Annotated in this window: 17 protein-coding genes; 7 read left to right on the plus strand and 10 right to left on the minus strand. The window is 36.2% G+C overall.

Annotation, left to right across the window (positions count from 1 at the left end):
• Nucleotides 1-133: 133 nt before the first annotated feature.
• Entirely contained in the window at nt 134-1,780 is a 1,647-nt protein-coding gene (locus QO182_RS10450) for a DUF6377 domain-containing protein (protein ID WP_371561517.1), read from the minus strand.
• 256 nt (nt 1,781-2,036) lie between these two features.
• Here QO182_RS10450 and hflX point away from each other — a divergent pair, with 256 nt between their 5' ends.
• The 6 genes from hflX (at nt 2,037) to QO182_RS10480 (ending at nt 10,447) form a co-directional block, all read left to right on the plus strand.
• Nucleotides 2,037-3,296, plus strand: coding sequence for a GTPase HflX (gene hflX, locus QO182_RS10455; RefSeq protein ID WP_371561520.1), 1,260 nt, complete (start codon nt 2,037-2,039; stop codon nt 3,294-3,296).
• A gap of 352 nt (nt 3,297-3,648) precedes the next feature.
• Nucleotides 3,649-4,170 carry a T9SS type A sorting domain-containing protein gene (locus QO182_RS10460; RefSeq protein ID WP_371537762.1) on the plus strand — a complete coding sequence of 174 codons (522 nt, stop codon included), beginning with the start codon at nt 3,649-3,651 and terminating at the stop codon, nt 4,168-4,170.
• Nucleotides 4,171-4,247: 77 nt separating this feature from the next.
• The gene (locus tag QO182_RS10465) at nt 4,248-4,874 is read left to right on the plus strand and encodes an outer membrane protein (protein ID WP_371537759.1); all 627 of its coding nucleotides are present in this window, start codon (nt 4,248-4,250) and stop codon (nt 4,872-4,874) included.
• 47 nt (nt 4,875-4,921) lie between these two features.
• Complete coding sequence (locus QO182_RS10470; RefSeq protein ID WP_371561522.1) at nt 4,922-7,618, plus strand: fibronectin type III domain-containing protein; 2,697 nt, start codon at nt 4,922-4,924, stop codon at nt 7,616-7,618.
• A 491-nt stretch (nt 7,619-8,109) separates the two neighbouring features.
• Nucleotides 8,110-9,069: a Fic family protein gene (locus QO182_RS10475; RefSeq protein WP_371561524.1), complete on the plus strand. Its 960-nt coding sequence runs from the start codon at nt 8,110-8,112 to the stop codon at nt 9,067-9,069.
• A gap of 487 nt (nt 9,070-9,556) precedes the next feature.
• On the plus strand, nt 9,557-10,447 hold the full coding sequence (locus QO182_RS10480; protein WP_371561526.1) for an SDR family oxidoreductase: 891 nt from the start codon (nt 9,557-9,559) through the stop codon (nt 10,445-10,447).
• Nucleotides 10,448-10,644: 197 nt separating this feature from the next.
• On the opposite strand, the gene QO182_RS10485 is transcribed toward QO182_RS10480, so the two are convergent.
• The 6 genes from QO182_RS10485 to QO182_RS10510 form a co-directional block, all read right to left on the minus strand.
• Nucleotides 10,645-11,493, minus strand: coding sequence for a DUF3078 domain-containing protein (locus QO182_RS10485; RefSeq protein ID WP_371561528.1), 849 nt, complete (start codon nt 11,491-11,493; stop codon nt 10,645-10,647).
• Nucleotides 11,494-11,515: 22 nt separating this feature from the next.
• Nucleotides 11,516-12,022 carry a DUF2480 family protein gene (locus tag QO182_RS10490; protein ID WP_371537747.1) on the minus strand — a complete coding sequence of 169 codons (507 nt, stop codon included), beginning with the start codon at nt 12,020-12,022 and terminating at the stop codon, nt 11,516-11,518.
• 81 nt (nt 12,023-12,103) lie between these two features.
• On the minus strand, nt 12,104-12,427 hold the full coding sequence (locus QO182_RS10495; RefSeq protein ID WP_339919201.1) for an SUF system Fe-S cluster assembly protein: 324 nt from the start codon (nt 12,425-12,427) through the stop codon (nt 12,104-12,106).
• Nucleotides 12,428-12,451: 24 nt separating this feature from the next.
• Entirely contained in the window at nt 12,452-12,871 is a 420-nt protein-coding gene (locus QO182_RS10500) for a SufE family protein (RefSeq protein WP_371537744.1), read from the minus strand.
• A complete protein-coding gene (locus QO182_RS10505) occupies nt 12,861-13,304 on the minus strand; it encodes a hypothetical protein (RefSeq protein ID WP_371537741.1) in 444 nt (147 codons plus the stop codon). Before QO182_RS10505 ends, QO182_RS10500 begins: the two co-directional genes overlap by 11 nt.
• 11 nt (nt 13,305-13,315) lie before the next feature.
• A complete protein-coding gene (locus QO182_RS10510; RefSeq protein WP_371561531.1) occupies nt 13,316-14,530 on the minus strand; it encodes an aminotransferase class V-fold PLP-dependent enzyme in 1,215 nt (404 codons plus the stop codon).
• A 157-nt stretch (nt 14,531-14,687) separates the two neighbouring features.
• Here QO182_RS10510 and QO182_RS10515 point away from each other — a divergent pair, with 157 nt between their 5' ends.
• The gene (locus QO182_RS10515) at nt 14,688-16,034 is read left to right on the plus strand and encodes a serine hydrolase domain-containing protein (RefSeq protein ID WP_371561533.1); all 1,347 of its coding nucleotides are present in this window, start codon (nt 14,688-14,690) and stop codon (nt 16,032-16,034) included.
• Nucleotides 16,035-16,266: 232 nt separating this feature from the next.
• Here the strand turns inward: QO182_RS10515 and sufD are convergent, their stop codons facing one another.
• From sufD to sufB, 3 genes are all read right to left on the minus strand, one after another.
• Nucleotides 16,267-17,583 (minus strand): Fe-S cluster assembly protein SufD, encoded by a 1,317-nt coding sequence (sufD, locus tag QO182_RS10520; protein WP_371537731.1) that lies wholly within the window; start codon nt 17,581-17,583, stop codon nt 16,267-16,269.
• 82 nt (nt 17,584-17,665) lie between these two features.
• On the minus strand, nt 17,666-18,418 hold the full coding sequence (sufC, locus tag QO182_RS10525; protein ID WP_371537728.1) for a Fe-S cluster assembly ATPase SufC: 753 nt from the start codon (nt 18,416-18,418) through the stop codon (nt 17,666-17,668).
• Between the two features lie 64 nt (nt 18,419-18,482).
• Complete coding sequence (gene sufB, locus QO182_RS10530) at nt 18,483-19,931, minus strand: Fe-S cluster assembly protein SufB (RefSeq protein WP_371537726.1); 1,449 nt, start codon at nt 19,929-19,931, stop codon at nt 18,483-18,485.
• Between the last annotated feature and the right edge of the window lie 35 nt (nt 19,932-19,966).

Below are 19,966 nucleotides of genomic sequence, written 5' to 3' on the forward strand. Positions count from 1 at the left end.
AAGAGCTACAAGTTGCTAATAATCAAGTTTTTGTATATATTTGGTAATAAAAAAAAGTAGTGGGTTTTTAATCAAAAAAGGGAACAGTAAGACTGGTTTGACAACCAAACGTACTTGTAGCGTGTCGATTTCTTTATTTAATTCCCGTTCCTATTCGCATGACATTAGCCTCGAATTCCTCACGCAGACCTGCTGCTTTGTTTTTGATTTGGGAACGATAATTATAAATTGTGGAAACAGAATAGCGAAGGAAAACAGCAATTTTAGCGCTATCCTTAATACCTAAACGGATCAGTGCTATTATTCTTAGTTCGGTATTCAAAAGCTCTCCGTCTTTCAGTTGGGTTAGATCTGTGTCAACAAGTAAAGCTTCAAATTCGTTGATGAAGTCAGGAAAGAGTAATAAGAAGGTTTTGTCAAAATTCGTGTAAAACTCTTTTAATTCAGATTCTATAAACTGTTTTGATTTGATTGCGCTGATGAGGTTGTTCATTTTACCTGCGGTTGCCATCACATTCAGTTTTCGACGATAACCTTCTAATTTCCCAATATAATCTGAACATTGATCCATGTATTTACCAATGTAAATCTCTTTTACAAGGTTAGCTTCTGTTAATGTACTGTTTGTCTCTTTTAGTTTTAAATTAATGGCTTGTAAGGCAACATTTAGTTCTAGCAATTGAGAATTTGCTTCGTTCAGCTCTTTTTGTGCAGTCTTTAATTTTTTCATTTGCTTGAAAAGTAGAATCAGTACAACTAACAAGATTACAGTTAGTAAACTCATACTAACTAGAAATAAAACGAGTTGTTTTTGGTTCTTTTGATTCTGGTGTTCATAAGCTTCACTGATGATGGGCATCATTTTAGAAATCTCGTAGGTTCTCAAACGAGCATTGCAAAAGAGCGCGTCTTCTAGTGAACGTTGTATGTATTTGTAGGCTCTGTCTATGTCGCCTTCTTCGTATAATAAAAAGGCCAGATTGCGAAGTGAAATATTTTCTTTTTTGGCCAACTTTAAATCAGAAATTGCAGAAATGGCCAACCATTTTTTCTCCGCTTCTCTATCTTTTTTTTGATGATAGGCATAAGAAATAATGTAAGCAAAGACCGCCCGATCAGGATCAGAAAGAGAAATACTTGGAAAAACACTAAGGAGTTGTTGCAACGATTGGTCCTCTTTGCCTTTTTTTATTAAAAGCTCTGCTTGAATAATAAGGTGTTGTCGCGCTTGTTTGGGAAAATACTGCAGAGAAGAATCACGGTATTTTTGTGTTAAGGCAGCATATTTTTCTTTTTCATAAGTGGAAGTAGCATAATCGTACATGTAGCCATAGAGAACCCTATTAACAACGTAATAAGAACCCTTTAATTCTGGAGAACGATTACCTGGATTTTTTGCAAGAATATCGGTTGCCTCTTTGTACATTCCTAAAGTACCCATTATGGATGCGAGATTTAGTGCGGCTTGATCACTTCTTTTGGAATCGTCTAGGCGAATTGCGATTTGCATACTTTTTCGAGCAAAAACCAAAGCGGAATCCGATTTATATACTCTGTATTCTTCGTATAGTTGGTCATAAACCTCCTGTTTTTGAAGTTCGCTCAAAGAAGGTTTTAAAAGTTGCTTAAGGGAGTCAATGGTATGCTCTTTTTGATTTGAATAGAACTGATGATTCTCGATTGTCTGATCCAATTCCCGCAGCAAAGACGCTGAATTCTCTTGAGCCAAAAGCAAAGCCGGCAAAAAGAGAACAAAGAAAAATGGCAAAAATCGATTCATTAAAAGGGAATTTAGATTGGGTAAAATTAACTAAAAATACAAAGGAATTCACGATTCCTAGGGCTAAATAAATAGTGGTGTTCTTAGTTATAATCAAAGGGAACACGAGTTTTTAAACGATTAGCAAACATTGTAAAATGCAATTATTAGTTTTAAACCTATAAATACTATCAATTTTCACGGCTTTCGCTTTTTATAAAGACATATATTCCATAAGTATCGCGCAAATCATTAAATTTGTAGCTTATACAAAGATATGTTAGAAAAAGAAGTAATAAATTTCGAAAAAACAGCCATTGTTGGGATTGTAACTCAAAATCAAAGTGAAGAGAAGCTTAATGAATATCTTGACGAATTAGAGTTTCTAACCTTTACGGCAGGTGGACAAGTGGTCAAACGTTTTTCACAAAAAATGGAACGACCAAATCCTAAAACATTTGTAGGAACTGGAAAAATAGAAGAGATTCATCAGTATGTAAAAGAGAATGAAATTTCAACATTGATATTTGATGATGAATTGACTCCTTCGCAACAAAAAAATATTTCAAAAGTAATAGAGGAATGCAAAATTCTCGACAGGACACACCTTATCCTGGATATATTTGCGCAAAGAGCAGAGACTTCTTATGCCAGAACCCAAGTAGAATTGGCGCAATGCCAATACCTTCTACCTAGGCTTTCTGGAATGTGGACTCACTTAGAGCGTCAAAAAGGAGGAATTGGAATGCGTGGGCCTGGTGAGACTGAAATTGAAACAGACAGACGTATTGTCCGTGATAGAATTGCCTTATTGAAAGATAAAATCAAAGCGATTGACAAACAAATGGGCACACAACGCGGTAATCGCGGAGCTATGGTTCGTGTTGCTTTGGTTGGTTATACTAATGTTGGGAAATCAACTTTGATGAATGCCATTGGGAAAAGTGATGTTTTTGTCGAAAACAAGCTTTTTGCCACTTTGGACACCACAGTTCGAAAAGTAGTTATTAAGAACTTGCCTTTCCTGCTTTCTGATACGGTAGGTTTCATTCGAAAATTACCTACACAACTAGTAGATTCTTTCAAGAGTACGCTGGATGAGGTTCGTGAAGCGGATCTATTGTTGCATGTCGTTGATATTTCACATCCTGAATTTGAAGATCATATTGCATCGGTGAATCAAACGTTGATGGATATCAAAGCAAACGACAAACCGGTAATTATGGTTTTCAATAAGATTGATGCCTACAAGCATTTGACGATTGATGACGATGACTTAATGACGGAGAAAACACCAAGACACAATACTCTAGAAGAGTGGAAATCTACTTGGATGAGTCGCGTAGGAGAGGAGAATGCGTTGTTCATTTCGGCAACAAACAAAGAAAATTTCGAGGAATTAAGAGAACGTCTTTATGAAACAGTAAGACAAATTCACATTACGCGTTTTCCTTACAATAAGTTTTTATATCCTGATTATAAAGATGCCATCGAGAAAGAAGACAAAGAAGATCAAGAAGAGGAAACAATAGAGTAGTTCCTAACTCTCTTAAAATATATAGTACCCCAATCCCTTTTGATATTTCATTAGGGATTTTTTTTGGGGCATGCCCCAGCCTCCACTGCGTTGCAGCTGCGTCAGGATATCCGCAGCGCTGCATCATAGCTTATTTCATACTTAAACCCAATAATAAATGCTAAAAAAGTATTTTTAGGGCTTACAAACAGCTATTTATTGCAGATTTAGTAAAAGCAGGTATAAATACCTGCTTGTTATTGTTAATAAAACGTTAACTTGCTAAAATAATTTTAATTAACAAAGTTTTTTTACTTTCTCCGCCAGTCATTTGGGTTGATTTTATCTTAGCTCATAAATAAATCGATTCCATATGAAGCAAAAACTACTTTTTATAAGTGCCTTATTTTTAGTATTGGTCAGTCAACTTTCGCAAGCCCAAAACAGCTCCAATGATTATTTGGTAAGAGCCACGACGGGAACTTCGGGATCTTCAGAAAATGTAACGGCAAACAACAAGCAATATGTTGTACAGCAAAGTATAGGACAAGCGAGTGTAATAGGGACATTTTATAGCAATGAGTACACCGTGCGCCAGGGTTTTATACAGCCCGATGTATTGGCAAAAATTATAGATTTAGGCATTCCATTAAACTTGGAAGCCATTGTTTATCCAAATCCATTTGTAGAAGGTGTCACCATATCCTTTACAGAACAAATTAACGGCAAAGTAGAAGTGGCTGTTTTTGATCTGTTGGGACGACAGGTATTTTCAAAAAGCTATGCGGCCAATCAAGAGCTAAAGGTTCAGTTTAGCGACCTTCCTGTTACGGGTTATATTTTAAAGGTCACTGCCAACAACAAACAATTCATAAAAAACATACTTAAAAAGTAAGCCGCAATCCAGGATTTATTTATCCATTGATTCTTTTTACTCAAAAAACAACAACTAAAAAAACGCATCAAAACAACATGAAAAAAATTACTTTAGTACTGCTGCTAATCGCAGCAACAAACTTTGCCGTGGCACAACAGCTGTATGTAGAAGGCGGAAAATCATTAACGTCATTCGATTACAAAAACGCACAAGGCAATAGCCTTGACAATCTACAAGCTACCACACACAGTTTTATGTCCATAGGGTACACAGAGCAATTGTTCACAAAAAACCTGAAGCTATCATTGGGCGCAAATTATGCGGGTTATGGCGCGATAGGGAGCGATGATGTTGTAGGGAACTTTATGGAATGGGATGTAAACTATGCAGGATTAAATGCAGGGCTGGATTATAAGTTGTTTAACATTAAAAAAGCAAGTGTTTTTGTAAAAGCAGGGATGTCAGCCGCATTTTTTGTTCAGGGCAGCCAAACACTTAACAATAGTGTGATTGACTTAAAAAACAATGATGACTTTAATTCCACTTTAATAACCATGCAAATAGGGGCAGGTTTCTCACATCCCATTTCAGAAAACCTTTCTTTTTATGTGCAATACTTGTATGGAAAAAGCTCAGATATGGCTTCAGGGAATGCAGAATTAAGAATTGAGAGTAACAATATAGGCTTTGGACTGCTAATTGACATTTCCAAGAAACAGTAAACTGCAAAATAAGAATACGATACAAATTAGAATAAAAAAAAACGATTATGAAAAGACTACTACTCTTATTGCTCTTATTAATGACGGCATTCCAAGGTTTTTCACAAACCAAAGGAATCAGTTACCAGGCGGTTATATTAAATCCAAAAGCGCAGGAAATACCAGGAGTAAATGCACAAAATAATATATTGGCCAACACCTCTGTTTCGATAGAATTTACTGTTGTAAATGCTTCAGGCACTGAAGAATACAAAGAAAAGCATACTACAAAAACGGACAGGTATGGTATGATCAACCTTTTGATAGGAACCGGAACACAAACAAGTAATACTGATTTTGCGGCTATTGTTTGGAACGGTAGTACAAAGAAATTAAAAGTGGGGATTGATTTTACAGGGGGCAGTAATTTCAGCCCTTTAAGTGAGCAAAACTTGACCTATATGCCACAGCCACCAACGGTAGAAGTGACTATTGAAATGACAAAAAATTCGGTAGCTATTGCTGCAGAAAAGGCAAGAGCATTACAAGCTGAACAAATTAATGCTACTGGTATTACAACATTGAAAACGGAACAAAGCACTCAGAATACTGCCATTGCATTAAATACAGCAAAAGCTGGAATTACACAATCTCAGGCAACAACCATTAGCAATACAAGCGGAATAAACACAGGCGATCAGGATATTTCAGGGATTGCCATAAATGCAGCTGGTATTACAACATTAAAAACGGAGCAAAGCACTCAGAATACTGCTATTGCATTGAATACTGCTAAAGCTGGAATTACACCAGCGCAAGCAATTGATATCGCTACAAATAATGCAAAAGTATCCTATCCGGGCGACCAAGATATTTCAGGGATTGCCATAAATGCAGCTGGTATTACAACATTAAAGACGGAACAAAGCACTCAGAATACTGCCATTGCATTAAATACAGCAAAAGCTGGGATGACACCATCTCAGTCAACAACCATTAGCAATACAAACGGAATAAACACAGGCGATCAGGATATTTCAGGGATTGCCATAAATGCAGCTGGTATTACAACATTAAAAACGGAGCAAAGCACTCAGAATACTGCTATTGCATTGAATACTGCTAAAACTGGAATTACACCAGCTCAAGCAATTGATATCGCTACAAATAATACAAAAATATCCTATCCGGGCGACCAAGATATTTCAGGGATTGCCATAAATGCAGCTGGTATTACAACATTAAAGACGGAACAAAGCACTCAGAATACTGCCATTGCATTAAATACAGCAAAAGCTGGGATTACACCATCTCAGGCAACAACCATTAGCAATACAAGCGGAATAAACACAGGCGACCAGGACATTTCAGGTATTGCGACCAGTTCAACAGCAATTGCGGCAGAAACCTCTCGTGCAATAACTGCAGAAAAGGCTAATGCATATGCAATTGCAACAAAAGTCGATAAAGAAGTAGGTAAAGGATTAACTACCAACGATTACACGACAGTTGAAAAAACAAAAATCGCCGCAATAGTAGGTGTTAACACAGGCGACGATGCAGTAAATACTAAATATAGCAGTTTAGTAACTAATGCAACACATACAGGTGATGCTACAGGAGCTACAGCTCTTACAGTGGTTGCAATAAATGGCACTTCTTTAGCTAGTTTAACAACGGGAATTTTAAAAAACACGACAACAACAGGAGTTCCTTCTATTGCAATCGCAATTGATTTTCCAACACTCAACCAAAATACAACAGGTACTGCTGACAATGTAAGTGGTACAGTTGCCATTGCAAACGGAGGTACAGGAGCAACTACAAAAGCAACAGCTTTTGATGCCTTAAGCCCAATGAATGCAACAGGGGATATTGTTTATGGTGGAACAAATGGAGCTGGCACAGTCTTACCAAAAGGAACAGCTAATCAGGTGCTAACTATGAATGCTGGCACAACTGCTCCTGAATGGACTACTCCCGCAACAGGCCAGACCTCAGGCACAACAGCAGGCGATATGCAATACTGGAACGGTACAGCATGGGTAATAGTAGCAACTACTGTAAATGAAGGGGCTGCACTGCAAATGATAAGCGGAGTTCCAACGTGGGTTGGTGGAACACCTCCGACAGTTCCTGATGCACCAATTATAGGAACAGCTATTGGAGGAAATGGTCAGGCAAGTGTAACATATACTGCTCCAGCAAGGAATGGTGGTTCAATAATAACTGAATATACGGCAACTTCATCACCAGGTAATATTAGTGGTACCTTGACACAGGCAGGAAGTGGTACAATAAACGTTATGGGGCTTACCAATGGGACCACATATACATTCACGGTGACAGCTACCAATACCGCTGGTGATAGTTCGTCAAGTGCATTTACCAATTCAGTAACGCCTTCACCACCTCTGACAGTTCCTGAAGCACCAATAATAGGAGTTATCGACCTAATTGGAACAAGTGCATTTGTAAGATATTCTGTCCCGACATTTGATGGTGGTTCACCAATAGTCTATTATACAGTTTACTATGATGATAGCCGAAGGCAGCAATCTGTGATTTCAACACGGTTAGAAGATGCTGGAATTGCGATATATCGTCTTTCTGTTGGTTACAGATATGAATGCACAGTAACAGCAACGAATGCAATTGGAGAGAGTGAACACTCAAGTTCTAGTGATTTTTATGTAAGTGAAGCTTATGATCAAATGACTGCTGAGGAAATAAGCCAATTGTTTGCCCAACAAAAGACTAGGTAATTTACGTGAAGGTAGAGTATTCATGAATGCCATCAATAATAAAAATAATCCAATGAAAAAATACTATACCTTTATCGTAACCCCCCTGGTGCTCCTCTGCGACGAGTACCTACTTAAATTGAAAGATAAGTCGTAGCGTTTGCAACGCGGATAATAAAAAGCCCTTTTGATGAATTTCAAAAGGGCTTTACAGTATGCTTATTTTTGTTGGTTTCTAGAAACCGTAATTCACACCAACTCCAAAAGCCACTTCGTCGCAGCGGATTGCTTCTATCCCTCAAGTGTCCTCAGTTTAATTTGTATGCTAGTTTCCTCTATCAGCAATCATTAATCAATATTATTTTTTGCCACACATAGGTAAAGCAGTAAAGGTCTTAAAAGGTTTTTGGGCTAAGTTGAGGTATTTGAGGTCGTTGTTAAATTTAGTAACAGTTAAATTTGTGTGAATGGACAAACAAAACTACTTTTGATAGTATCAAATGATGCTATCAATGAAACCACCGTATGAGATTACACCAAATATTTTAAAACTGATAAGTGCTATTTCTGAGAAATTAGAGGAAGTTAATGCAAATTTTTTAAACAGACAATCTCCACAACTTAGAAAGCAAAATAGAATAAAAACAATTCATTCTTCTTTGCAAATTGAGGGTAATACGTTAACAGAAGAACAGATTACTGCATTAATTGAAAACAAAAGAGTTATCGGTCCTGAAAAAGATGTTTTGGAGGTTTTGAATGCAATTAAAGTGTATGAAAGACTAGAAGAATTTAGCTTTTCATCTGATAAGAGTTTTTTGAAAGCACATTCGGAATTGATGTCAGGTTTAATAGAAAACGCAGGGAAATATAGAAGAAAAGGAGTAGGAATAGTTAAAGGAACTAAAGTCGAGCATGTTGCTCCGCCTTATGAAAATGTTCCTTATTTAATGAATGACTTATTTGAATATCTTAAGAATTCAGATGAATTGGTTCTTATAAAAAGCTGTGTCTTTCATTATGAAATGGAGTTTATTCATCCATTTCTAGATGTAAATGGTAGGATGGGTAGATTATGGCAAACTTTAATTTTAATGTCAGAATACCCAGTATTCGAGTTTTTACCTTTTGAAACACTAATTAGTAAAACTCAGAGTGAATATTACAAGTCATTGGCTATGAGTGACAAATCAGGAAAATCAACTTTTTTTATTGAGTACATGCTTGGGGTGATTAATGAATCGCTGAGTTCTTTACTCTCTTATAATAACAGAGTTTTAAAAGATATTGATAGATTAGACTATTTTTTAAATCTTGGTTTAAACGAATTCACAAGAAAGGATTATATGAATATTTTTAAAGATTTGTCATCGGCAACAGCAAGTAGAGACTTAAAAAAAGGGATGCAACTAAATTTATTTAAAAGTGAAGGCAGTCTTAATAAAACTAAATATATTGTAAATAAAAACTAGGGTTCGCAATGCTGGATTATTAAAAATAGAATCTTTATGAGATTGCTTCGGCAGTTCGCTATCGCTAGTATCCCATCTGGTGCTCGTTTGCGACGAGTATCTACTTAAATTTAATGATAAAACGTAGCGTTTGCAACGCGGATAATAAAAAGCCCTCTTGATGAATTTCAAAAGCCCTTTTGAATACGCTTGATATTGTTGTTTTCTAGAAATCATAATTTACTCGAATTCTAAAAAACTCACCTATCTGAAAGGATTGTATTGAGTTGTCATGGTATATTATTCTCAAAGCCACGTTTGTCAAATATATTTGTTGGTTTTCATGGGGAACTTCAGCCCATTAAGAAGAATATTACGCATTAGAAATAATGGTTATAGACTTAGACTTTGTTATTTCTTATCTTAAATCAAGTGTTTGAAATCTTATAGTCGGTAACTTTGTGTGTAATTAATTTTAGTTTATAAAGTACAGAAACCAGCCAATTATATGTCAAACATAGTAAAGCCAAGAATACTTATTACAGGAGCTACCGGTCAGGTTGGTGGCAAAACAATCGACTTTCTTTTATCAAATACTTCCATAGAAATTGTAGCCGCTGTAAGAACAGCTAAAAAAGCAGTTCCCTTTACCAATAAAGGAATCGAGACAGTTATTCTAGATTTTGATGATGAAAGTACGCATATCCCCGCTTTTAGAAACATTGATCGGGTCTTTATTATTACTGGATATACCGTAGACATGCTCCGCCAAAGTAAAGCACTATTGGATAATGCCAAAAAAGCAGGAGTCAAACACATAGTACATCTTGGTGCTTGTGGTCCAGACGACACCACTATTGGGCATTGGGCGTGGCACCAGTTTGTGGAACGTTATATAGAATGGTCCGGTTTTTCTTTTACTCATTTGCGACCTCAAGATTTTATGCAGAATCTACTGAGTTATGGTGGCAAAAAAGTAATAGCAGATGGTGTACTTCATCATTATGTTTCGGATGCCAGACTGAGTTGGGTTGATGTGGAGAATGTAGCGGAAGTGGCTGCTCTCACTTTAGCGTTTCCGGAATTGCATGCTGGCAAAACGTATAGGCTTGGCTATGATGCTAAAAATTTTAGTGAGATAGCTGCTCTGATGACTTCCATTATTGGCAAGCCTTTTCGTTATAACCCGCTTTCCCCCGATGTGTTTCTTCAGTCAATGATTGATTCAGGTGCAGAAATGGCGTACATGGGATGTGTATATGACCATTGGAAACGGTATGCTGCAGGGACTATTCCTGGTGCTGATAGTACATTTGAAAATTTTCATGAAATCACAGGTAAACAGCCTACAAAATGGATCGATTTTATCGAGAAACATAAAACAGAATTAGAGTATTAAAATCCTGATATGGAAGTTAATCATTCTCTCTGGTTCTCGTTTGCGAGAAGGACCTATTTAGTTTAATAAGATTAGTTCGGCATCCTAGCTAACAAAAACAAGAATTTGCTACTTCCTCCGCAACAGTGAATCTGCAAATCAAAAGCCCTTTTGAAATTTTCAAAAGGGCTTTTGATTACGTTTTTTATTGGTGGTTTCTAGAAACCGTAATTAACCCCTATTCCAAAGACTTCTTTTACTTGTACCGCTTGCACGGAATTGTCATCGTATATAGTTTGCAAAGCGACATTTGCTGATAGGTATTTGTTGATTTTCATTACCACATTCATTTGGTAATCGATATCTACATTTTGTGGATTGTCCAAATAATTAGAATATAAATTCAGACGATTCTCTATAGAAACGTTCGCCATTATAACGAACTTGTAGTAAGCTGCAATGCTAGCTCCAAATTCAAATCGAGAGTTGTCTCCTTGTAAAACACCAAATGACGGGCCAAATTCTGTATAGTGATTGTGTACCAAGATCAGTTTTGAGGTCGCCGGAGAAAAATTCACACTCAGGTTATTGCTTTTTTTCCAAAGCATACCAGGTCCTAATTGGAAATAAGCCGGAGAGAAAAAATGGGAGATATTCACATCGTTTTTATCATAACCAGCGTCCATCTGCGTTTTAAAATTGAAAAACATAGAATAGTACCAGTCGCCTTTTGCTTTTTTACCCCAAATGGAATTCAGCTCTAAACGGTCATCTGTTTTAGCAGTTTTGTCATCGCCCTTAATTTTAGTTAAACCATAAGCAAGGATGAATTTATTATCCCAAACAACGTCTCCTTTTTTATAGTTGAAGTCGTAGTTTATGCCAAAATTCCCTGCTATGTTTGAAGTTCCACCACCGAGCCATTGTTTGTTGTAGGCTGACTGGTTAAAAAGCAGAGAGAGGTTTCCTTTTTTTGTCCAAACCTTAGTGGTATCTTTTGGAATTTCTTGAGCGCTTCCAACAAGTACAGTTAGAATAAAAACAATGGAAAGTAGTGATTTTTTCATGTTTCGGTGTTTTTAATTGATCCTATTTTTTTGCTTTATATAAGGGAACGGCAGAGCAAGCTTCACCATACATGATGCTGCGGGCGAAGGGTTGCAAATTCTGTGCGGCCAAAACATAGGCACGCATAGGCACTGGTTTTTGTGAACAGCCTTTTATAATAATTGATTTATTAGCATACGCTGAATAGTCAATTTTAGCTAGTAGCTCTTCATATAAAGCGGCATTTAAATCGTCAATGTTTCCATTTGTTATTTTCTTGGCATAAGGGGCAAGTTGAATCGTCACTAAGATGGAAGCCCATGCGGGAACAATGGCGTCCGTACTGCAATTGACAGCTACAAACTGATCCTGATACTGCGTCCAATCATGATTTTTAAGGTGTTCCCTAAAATCCTTTTCTTTCAATAGAAATCCTTCCAAGAGCCATTGTGAAATGTCAACCTGGGATCGAATGCCTTTTGGGTAGTAATCCTCTAAATCGAATACTTCCAGCGCACTATTTGCTACTTTATTAATTATCTCTTCCATGTTCTTAGTTTAAAGGTAAGAAAAAGTTAAGGGTTTAAAGTTAGATTGACAACTTTAAACCCTTAAATTCTAAACTCATTTTTAAAGCATTCCTAGTTCTAATTTTGCTTCTTCGCTCATTAAGTCTTTGCTCCAAGGTGGGTCAAAAGTAATTTCTACTTCGGCATCCTTTACATGCTCAATTGATTTTACTTTTTCTTCCACTTCTCTTGGTAAACTTTCTGCAACAGGACAGTTAGGAGAGGTTAATGTCATCAGGATTTTCACTTCGTAATCAGTATTTACCATTACGTCATAAATCAATCCTAATTCATAAATATCTACAGGAATCTCCGGGTCATAAATTGTTTTTAACTTTTTTACGATCGCTTCTCCTAATTCGTTTGTGTCTATATCTTGTTCCATTTTTATTTTAGTTATATTCTGTTTTTATTTTTGTGAATTGAATGCCAAAGCATACATTTTTATATTCTTGATCATTGACACTAATCCGTTAGCACGTGTTGGTGATAAATGTTCTTTCAATCCTATTTCGTCGATAAAATCCATATCGGATTCGAGAATGTCTGTGGCAGTTTGATTTGAAAAAGTACGGATCAATATGGCAATAATTCCTTTTGTCAAAATCGCATCACTGTCGGCGGTGAAGACTACCTTGTCATCATTTTTCTCTCCCTGCAACCACACTTTCGACTGGCATCCTTTTATCAAATTACTTTCTGTCTTGAATTCTTCTTTGATTAATGGAAGCTTTTTTCCTAATTCGATTATGTATTCATATCGCTCCATCCAGTCGTCAAACATGGAGAATTCGTCTACTATTTCGTCTTGTATCTCTTTAATTTTCATCGTTTTGTTTTGCAAATGAATTTATTTTATTTACGAACTTTTCAATCTCATTTGGTGGAAAACCATGGTCAAAACTAGTTGTTTCATAGGTTTTATCTTGAAATTTGATTTTAAAATTTGCAATTGCCGCACCGTCATAAAAACGTTTTTCGGTAGGTGCCTTAAGTTTTGATAAGCTATCTAGTTCTATTTTACTGAATAAGTCTACTAGCTCTTCCCAATCATTGTCTGCAATCTTTGTAGCCACGGCTTTGTCGAGTCCACGTCTGTCTATGGAAATGGTGACCATTTGATTTTGAACCGTTATTTTTTGGTAAAATCCTCTTGAATTTGCAGTGTACTCAATAACTGCAGATTCTAGATTTTGCTTGTTTTGAACTTCACAGCTCTTTCCAAGAAAAATAGTCAATAATAGTAAAGATAGTATTCTCATTGTTTATAAACTTAAGATAACATTAGTGTTGCTCTTTTTACCGCTTCAACCATAACGTCAATTTCTTCTTTTGTATTGTAAAAAGAGAATGAAGCTCGTATTGTCCCCGGAATATTAAAATAAGTCATAATCGGTTGCGCGCAATGATGCCCAGTTCTAACCGCTATTCCTAATTTGTCGATTATGGTACCAATATCGTATGGATGAATGCCTTCAATATTAAACGAAATTACGGAAGTTTTTTCTTTTGAGGTACCAAAAATTTTCAAACCTTCAATTTCTAATAAACGTTTTGTTCCGTATTCCAATAATTCTAACTCTTGTTTTTGAATATTTTCAAAACCAACAGCATTCATATAATCGATCGCAGTTCCTAAAACTATTCCGCCAGCAATATTTGGTGTTCCTGCTTCAAATTTATGGGGTAGTTCAGCATAAGTTGTTTTTTCGAAAGTTACCTCTTTGATCATTTCGCCACCACCTTGATAAGGAGGTAGTTTATTTAACCAATCTTCTTTTCCGTATAAAATTCCTATTCCCGTTGGGCCGCATATTTTATGTCCAGAAAAAACATAGAAATCACAATCTAATTCTTGTACATCAGGCTTTAAATGGGGTACGGCTTGTGCTCCATCAATTAAAATAGCAGCGCCAACGGCATGTGCTTTATCAATCATGTACTTGATAGGGTTGATTGTCCCTAGTGCATTTGATATATGATTTGTCGTGACAATTTTAGTTTTTTCAGATAGTAATTTATCGTACTCGGCCATGATCAATTCCCCTTTTTCATTCATAGGGATGACTTTTAGGATAGCGCCTGTTTTCTCGCACAACATTTGCCAAGGCACGATATTACTGTGGTGTTCCAATGCTGAAACTAATACTTCGTCACCGGGTTTTAAAATAGCAGCAAATCCGTTAGCTACTAAATTGATTCCGAAAGTAGTTCCTGAAGTAAATAGTACTTCATGAGAAAACTTGGCGTTAATATGATTTTGAATTTTACCACGTGAAATTTCGTAAGCATCGGTGGCTAGTTGACTCAAAGTATGTACGCCGCGATGGATATTGGCATTAATTTCCTGATAGTATTTTGAAATGGCATCAATCACTATTTGTGGTTTCTGAGATGTGGCTCCGTTGTCGAAATAAACCAAAGGCTTTCCGTTTACTTGTTGTGAAAGTATCGGAAAATCGGCTCTTATTTTTTGAATGTCTAGCATAATTATTTAGAAAAGTTCTAAATACAAAAGTACTAAAATCCTAATTGTTTTCGCTGCTAATTCACTGTTTTTTATGTTTGTTTCTTATGCTTTGATAGAAATATACTATTGAATTAATGATGAAAAATTTTACTAAATTGCAGTAAAATAGTATCAAATGAAAAAATTCTTTAAACTCGTTGGTTTTGCCTCTTTTATCGGGATTCTTTATTATGGATTTATAACCTATCCCAAATTAGATTTGATTTCGGGCTTTTCAGCCAAAAGTATTGCTTCGGGACATTTTATAGATCATCGTTCTATGGAAATGATTGAAAAAGGAGACAACGATATTAAGATGATTGATTTGGCTACAAATACAATTGACGAAAACGGACAATTTGCAACCGCTTCTGTTTATGGTTTGAAAGAGAGAAAAGCAATTTACCGTGAAGGTTTAGGTGCAACATTAATAGATGCTGATTTTGACATAAGCGCGCCATACGAGGTTCCCAAAAGAACCAAGTTAGTTTCTGACAAGCTTTTTCCCTACGGAAATCAGGAGGCGAAAGATACGGTTTTCAGTTCAGTGGATTATGCTAAGCTGAATGCGGCTGTAAGCAATGCTTTTGACTCGACAGATAAAAAAGACAAAAGAACGCGCTCTGTTATTGTAATACACAAAGACCGAATTATTGCAGAGAAATACGATACGGGTTTCGATAAAGACAGTAAGATTCTGGGTTGGTCGATGACCAAAAGTATTACGGCTACTATTTTTGGGATACTTGAAAAACAGGGAAAATACGATATCTACAAACCAGCTCCGATTGTGGAATGGCAGAAAGACAAACGCAAAAATATTACTACAAACGACTTGCTTCATATGAATTCAGGATTGGAATGGGAGGAGAATTACAGCACGATTTGTGATGCAACTAAAATGCTATTTCAAGCGGAGAACATGGGAAGGGTACAACTCGAAAAACCATCCGTGTTTGAACCCAATACACATTGGAATTATTCCTCAGGAACAACAAACTTGCTATCTTATATTTTGAGAAATCAGTTTAAGACCCATCAAGAATATTTAGATTTTTGGTATTCGGCGTTGATTGATAAAATAGGAATGAAATCGATGGTGGTTGAAACGGATATGGCAGGAAATTTTGTAGGATCATCCTATTCTTGGGCTACTACGAGAGATTGGTCAAAATTTGGTTTGTTGTACTTGCACAAAGGAAACTGGAATGGTGAGCAGTTGTTTGATGCTGGTTGGGCTGAATATGTGGCAGGACCAACCAAAGGATCAAAAGGAGATTATGGAGCCCACTTTTGGTTAAATGCTGGTGGGAAATTTCCAGATGTGCCTAGAGATATGTTTTATTGCAGCGGTTTTCAAGGACAGATGGTAGCGATTATCCCGTCAATGGATTTGGTTATCGTGCGCATGGGCTTAAAAGAGAATCCAGAGTTTGATTTTAATGGGTTTTTGAGAGGAGTGATTGGGAGTTTGAAGAGGTAAACAAAATGTAAAGATGTAAAAGCACGTTTTTATAGCCCCGATAGTAATGGAAATCCTTTTTGAGGTTTTTCACCGAAAAAAGATTGAAATGAAAAGCGGGAATAGCTCCCAAAAAACAGAAGAGTTTATAACAAATGTAAAAAGGCAAAGGGCGCAAAGTTCATTAAAAACTCTGCGCCCTTTGCGTAAAACTTAGCGTCCCGATAGCTATCGGGATTGCGGTTATAAATTATTACAAATCAAATCCAATTTTAACACCTAATTTGGTGGCGATAATTTTAGTGATTCTTTGTTTTAATTCTGGTATTTTGATGCTTTCGATAACGGCATTCGAGAATGCGTACATTAATAAAGCTTTGGCTTCTTTTTGTGGAATTCCACGTTGACGCATGTAGAACATAGCTGTTTCATCTAGTTGCCCGATGGTACAACCGTGTGAACATTTTACATCATCAGCAAAAATCTCTAATTGTGGTTTAGCGTTTATTGTTGCTTTATCACTCAATAGGATATTATTGTTTTTTTGGAATGCGTTTGTTTTTTGAGCTTCTTTCTCTACGTAGATTTTCCCGTTGAAAACACCGGTCGAACGGTCAGAAAAGATTCCTTTGTAATCTTGGTGGCTTTCACAATTTGGAGTAGCATGTTGTACCAATGTGTAATGGTCTACGTGCTGTTTTTCTCCAATAATCGTAATTCCGTTTAAGTAACTTACTATTCTTTCTCCAAAATGGTAGAAGTTCAAGTTGTTTCTAGTTAGGTTTCCACCAAAAGAAAAAGTATTAACCGCAACACTACTTTCTTGTTTTTGCGACACGTAAGTATTGTCAATCAAGTTAGCGGTTAGGTTGTCATTTTGAATTTTATAGAAATCCACTATGGCGCGTTTTTGAGCAAAAATCTCAGTAACCGAATTGGTTAATACTGGATTTTCAGTCAAACTCTGGTGACGCTCAATAATTTGAACATGTGAATTTTCACCTACAATTACCAAGTTTCTGGGTTGGACCATAAGCGCAGACTCATTTCCCGTAGAGAAATACATGATTTCAATTGGTTTGTCAGCGACTTTGCTTTTTGGGATATTGATGTAAGCTCCTTCAGTAGCAAAAGCCGTATTCAATGAAGTTAAACTTTCTTCTTTGTTAGCAATTTGATTATAGTAGTTGTCAATAATCATTTTGTATTTTGGTTTATTCAATGCCGAAGACATTAAGCAAACATCGATTCCTTCGTGGGTTGTAGACGATAAGTACGAACTGAAAATACCATCAATAAATACTACTTTATAAGTATCTACTTCATGTAAAAAATATTTTTTTACATCAGAATATTGAATACTGTTTTCTTTTTTAGGGAAAACGGTAAAGTCGTTTTTTAAGAGAGCATTTAGCGAAGTATATTTCCAAGCTTCATCTTTCTTTGTTGGGAACCCTTTATTTTCAAAGTTTTTCATAGCCGAAGTTCTTACATCGTGAAGTTCAGTGTGAACATCGATGCGCTCTTCGAAAGCCATAAAAGACGAGATTAATTTTTCTTTCAAATCCATTTTTTTTATTGTTTAAAGTTTAAGGTTTAAAAATTTAAAGTTAGCTCGCGGCAACTTTAAACTTTAAACTTCAAACAAAATTTTATGCTTCTTGTTCTTGTTTGATCCAGTCGTATCCTCTTTCTTCTAGCTCTAAAGCTAAAGAAGCGTCTCCAGATTTTACAATTTTACCGTTAAGTAAAACATGAACGAAATCAGGAACGATATAATCTAATAAACGTTGGTAGTGCGTAATTACTACAATTGCGTTTTTGTCGCTTTTTAATTTATTAACTCCGTTAGCTACGATACGTAACGCATCGATATCTAATCCAGAATCAGTTTCATCAAGGATAGCCAATTTTGGCTCTAACATTGCCATTTGGAAAATCTCGTTACGTTTTTTTTCTCCACCTGAAAATCCTTCGTTAAGAGAACGAGACAAAAATTTTCTGTCAATTTCTAATAATTCTGATTTTTCACGAATCACTTTTAGCATTTCGTTAGCAGGCATTTCTTCGTGTCCGTTTGCTTTACGAGTCTCGTTGATTGCTGTTCTGATAAAATTCGTTACTGAAACTCCGGGAATCTCTACTGGATATTGAAACGAAAGAAACACTCCTTTGTGTGCTCTTTCTTCTGGAGCTAATTCACTAAGGTCTTCTCCTTCTAAAGTGATTTCTCCTTCGGTTACCTCGTAGTTTTCATTTCCTGCAATGATTGACGCAAGCGTACTTTTTCCAGCACCGTTTGGCCCCATTATGGCATGAATTTCTCCTGCTTTTACTTCAAGATTAATTCCTTTTAATATTTCTTTGTCACCTATTGAGGCGTGTAAATTTTTTATGCTTAACATTCGTTTTTTATTTTAAACCATTAAGGTATTAAGATTCATTTAGTTCTCTTTTGCAGCAGGAAAATTATCCTACCGAACCTTCAAGAGATATTTCCAATAATTTTTGTGCTTCCACAGCAAACTCCATTGGTAACTTGTTTAGTACATCTTTACTGAAACCATTCACGATTAAAGCAATTGCCTTCTCAGTTGGGATTCCACGTTGATTGCAATAGAAAACCTGGTCTTCACCAATTTTACTTGTTGTAGCCTCATGTTCAATTTTTGCTGATGGATTTTTGCTTTCGATATAAGGGAAAGTATGTGCTCCACAGTTGTTACCCATTAATAACGAATCACATTGTGAAAAGTTTCTAGCGTTATCTGCATTTGGCGAAATACGAACTAAACCACGGTAGCTGTTTTGTGATTGTCCCGCTGAAATTCCTTTAGAAATAATGGTCGATTTAGTATTTTTACCTAAATGGATCATTTTTGTTCCCGTATCTGCTTGTTGAAAATTATTGGTAACAGCAATCGAATAAAACTCACCTACTGAATTGTCTCCTTTTAATATAACAGATGGATATTTCCAAGTTACGGCAGAACCAGTTTCTACTTGTGTCCAGGAGATTTTTGCATTCTTCTCGCAGATTCCTCTTTTAGTCACAAAATTGAAAACTCCACCTTTACCTTCTTTGTTTCCAGGATACCAGTTTTGTACTGTAGAATATTTAATTTCTGCATCGTCCATAGCAACTAATTCTACTACGGCAGCGTGCAATTGATTTTCATCACGACTCGGTGCAGTACAACCTTCAAGGTAACTTACATAACTACCTTCATCGGCAATTAGTAATGTTCTTTCAAATTGGCCTGTTCCAGCTTGATTTATTCTAAAGTAGGTTGAAAGTTCCATTGGGCAACGAACGCCTTTAGGAATATAGCAAAATGAACCGTCAGAGAAAACAGCTGAATTCAATGCGGCGTAAAAATTATCTTTTTGTGGGACAACAGTTCCTAAATATTTACGAACTAATTCAGGATGTTCTTTAATGGCTTCAGAAATACTCATGAAGATTATTCCTTTCTCACCTAATGTTTTCTTGAATGTTGTAGCGACTGAAACAGAGTCAACAACAATATCCATAGCCACATTATTCATCATCTTTTGCTCATCGACAGAGATACCTAACTTTTTATACATTTCTAAAAGTTCCGGATCTACATCATCTAATGTTTTATTAGGATCTACCGCTTTTGGCGCAGAATAATAAGAAATAGCCTGAAAATCTGGTTTTGTATAATGTACGTTTGCCCACTCTGGTTCGATCATTTCCTGCCAAGCACGAAAAGCCTCAAGACGCCATTCAGTCATCCATTCTGGTTCTTCTTTTCTAAGCGAGATAGCGCGAACGATATCTTCGTTTAAGCCAATAGGAAATGTATCCGATTCTAATTCGGTGTAAAATCCGTACTCATATTCTTTAGTTTCGAGTTCGAGTTTTAAATCGTCTTCTGTGTATTTTGACATTTTTTCTTCTAATTAGAACCATTTAGGAATTAAGT

This window comes from Flavobacterium sp. Arc2, assembly GCF_041431385.1.
In the GTDB taxonomy this organism is placed as follows: Bacteria; Bacteroidota; Bacteroidia; order Flavobacteriales; family Flavobacteriaceae; genus Flavobacterium.

What these genes read in the sequence shown, in the direction of transcription:
- QO182_RS10450 (WP_371561517.1), bottom strand. Translation starts at nt 1,780, where the DNA reads ATGAATCGATTTTTGCCATTTTTCTTTGTTCTCTTTTTGCCGGCTTTG.
- hflX (WP_371561520.1), top strand. Translation starts at nt 2,037, where the DNA reads ATGTTAGAAAAAGAAGTAATAAATTTCGAAAAAACAGCCATTGTTGGG.
- QO182_RS10460 (WP_371537762.1), top strand. Translation starts at nt 3,649, where the DNA reads ATGAAGCAAAAACTACTTTTTATAAGTGCCTTATTTTTAGTATTGGTC.
- QO182_RS10465 (WP_371537759.1), top strand. Translation starts at nt 4,248, where the DNA reads ATGAAAAAAATTACTTTAGTACTGCTGCTAATCGCAGCAACAAACTTT.
- QO182_RS10470 (WP_371561522.1), top strand. Translation starts at nt 4,922, where the DNA reads ATGAAAAGACTACTACTCTTATTGCTCTTATTAATGACGGCATTCCAA.
- QO182_RS10475 (WP_371561524.1), top strand. Translation starts at nt 8,110, where the DNA reads ATGAAACCACCGTATGAGATTACACCAAATATTTTAAAACTGATAAGT.
- QO182_RS10480 (WP_371561526.1), top strand. Translation starts at nt 9,557, where the DNA reads ATGTCAAACATAGTAAAGCCAAGAATACTTATTACAGGAGCTACCGGT.
- QO182_RS10485 (WP_371561528.1), bottom strand. Translation starts at nt 11,493, where the DNA reads ATGAAAAAATCACTACTTTCCATTGTTTTTATTCTAACTGTACTTGTT.
- QO182_RS10490 (WP_371537747.1), bottom strand. Translation starts at nt 12,022, where the DNA reads ATGGAAGAGATAATTAATAAAGTAGCAAATAGTGCGCTGGAAGTATTC.
- QO182_RS10495 (WP_339919201.1), bottom strand. Translation starts at nt 12,427, where the DNA reads ATGGAACAAGATATAGACACAAACGAATTAGGAGAAGCGATCGTAAAA.
- QO182_RS10500 (WP_371537744.1), bottom strand. Translation starts at nt 12,871, where the DNA reads ATGAAAATTAAAGAGATACAAGACGAAATAGTAGACGAATTCTCCATG.
- QO182_RS10505 (WP_371537741.1), bottom strand. Translation starts at nt 13,304, where the DNA reads ATGAGAATACTATCTTTACTATTATTGACTATTTTTCTTGGAAAGAGC.
- QO182_RS10510 (WP_371561531.1), bottom strand. Translation starts at nt 14,530, where the DNA reads ATGCTAGACATTCAAAAAATAAGAGCCGATTTTCCGATACTTTCACAA.
- QO182_RS10515 (WP_371561533.1), top strand. Translation starts at nt 14,688, where the DNA reads ATGAAAAAATTCTTTAAACTCGTTGGTTTTGCCTCTTTTATCGGGATT.
- sufD (WP_371537731.1), bottom strand. Translation starts at nt 17,583, where the DNA reads ATGGATTTGAAAGAAAAATTAATCTCGTCTTTTATGGCTTTCGAAGAG.
- sufC (WP_371537728.1), bottom strand. Translation starts at nt 18,418, where the DNA reads ATGTTAAGCATAAAAAATTTACACGCCTCAATAGGTGACAAAGAAATA.
- sufB (WP_371537726.1), bottom strand. Translation starts at nt 19,931, where the DNA reads ATGTCAAAATACACAGAAGACGATTTAAAACTCGAACTCGAAACTAAA.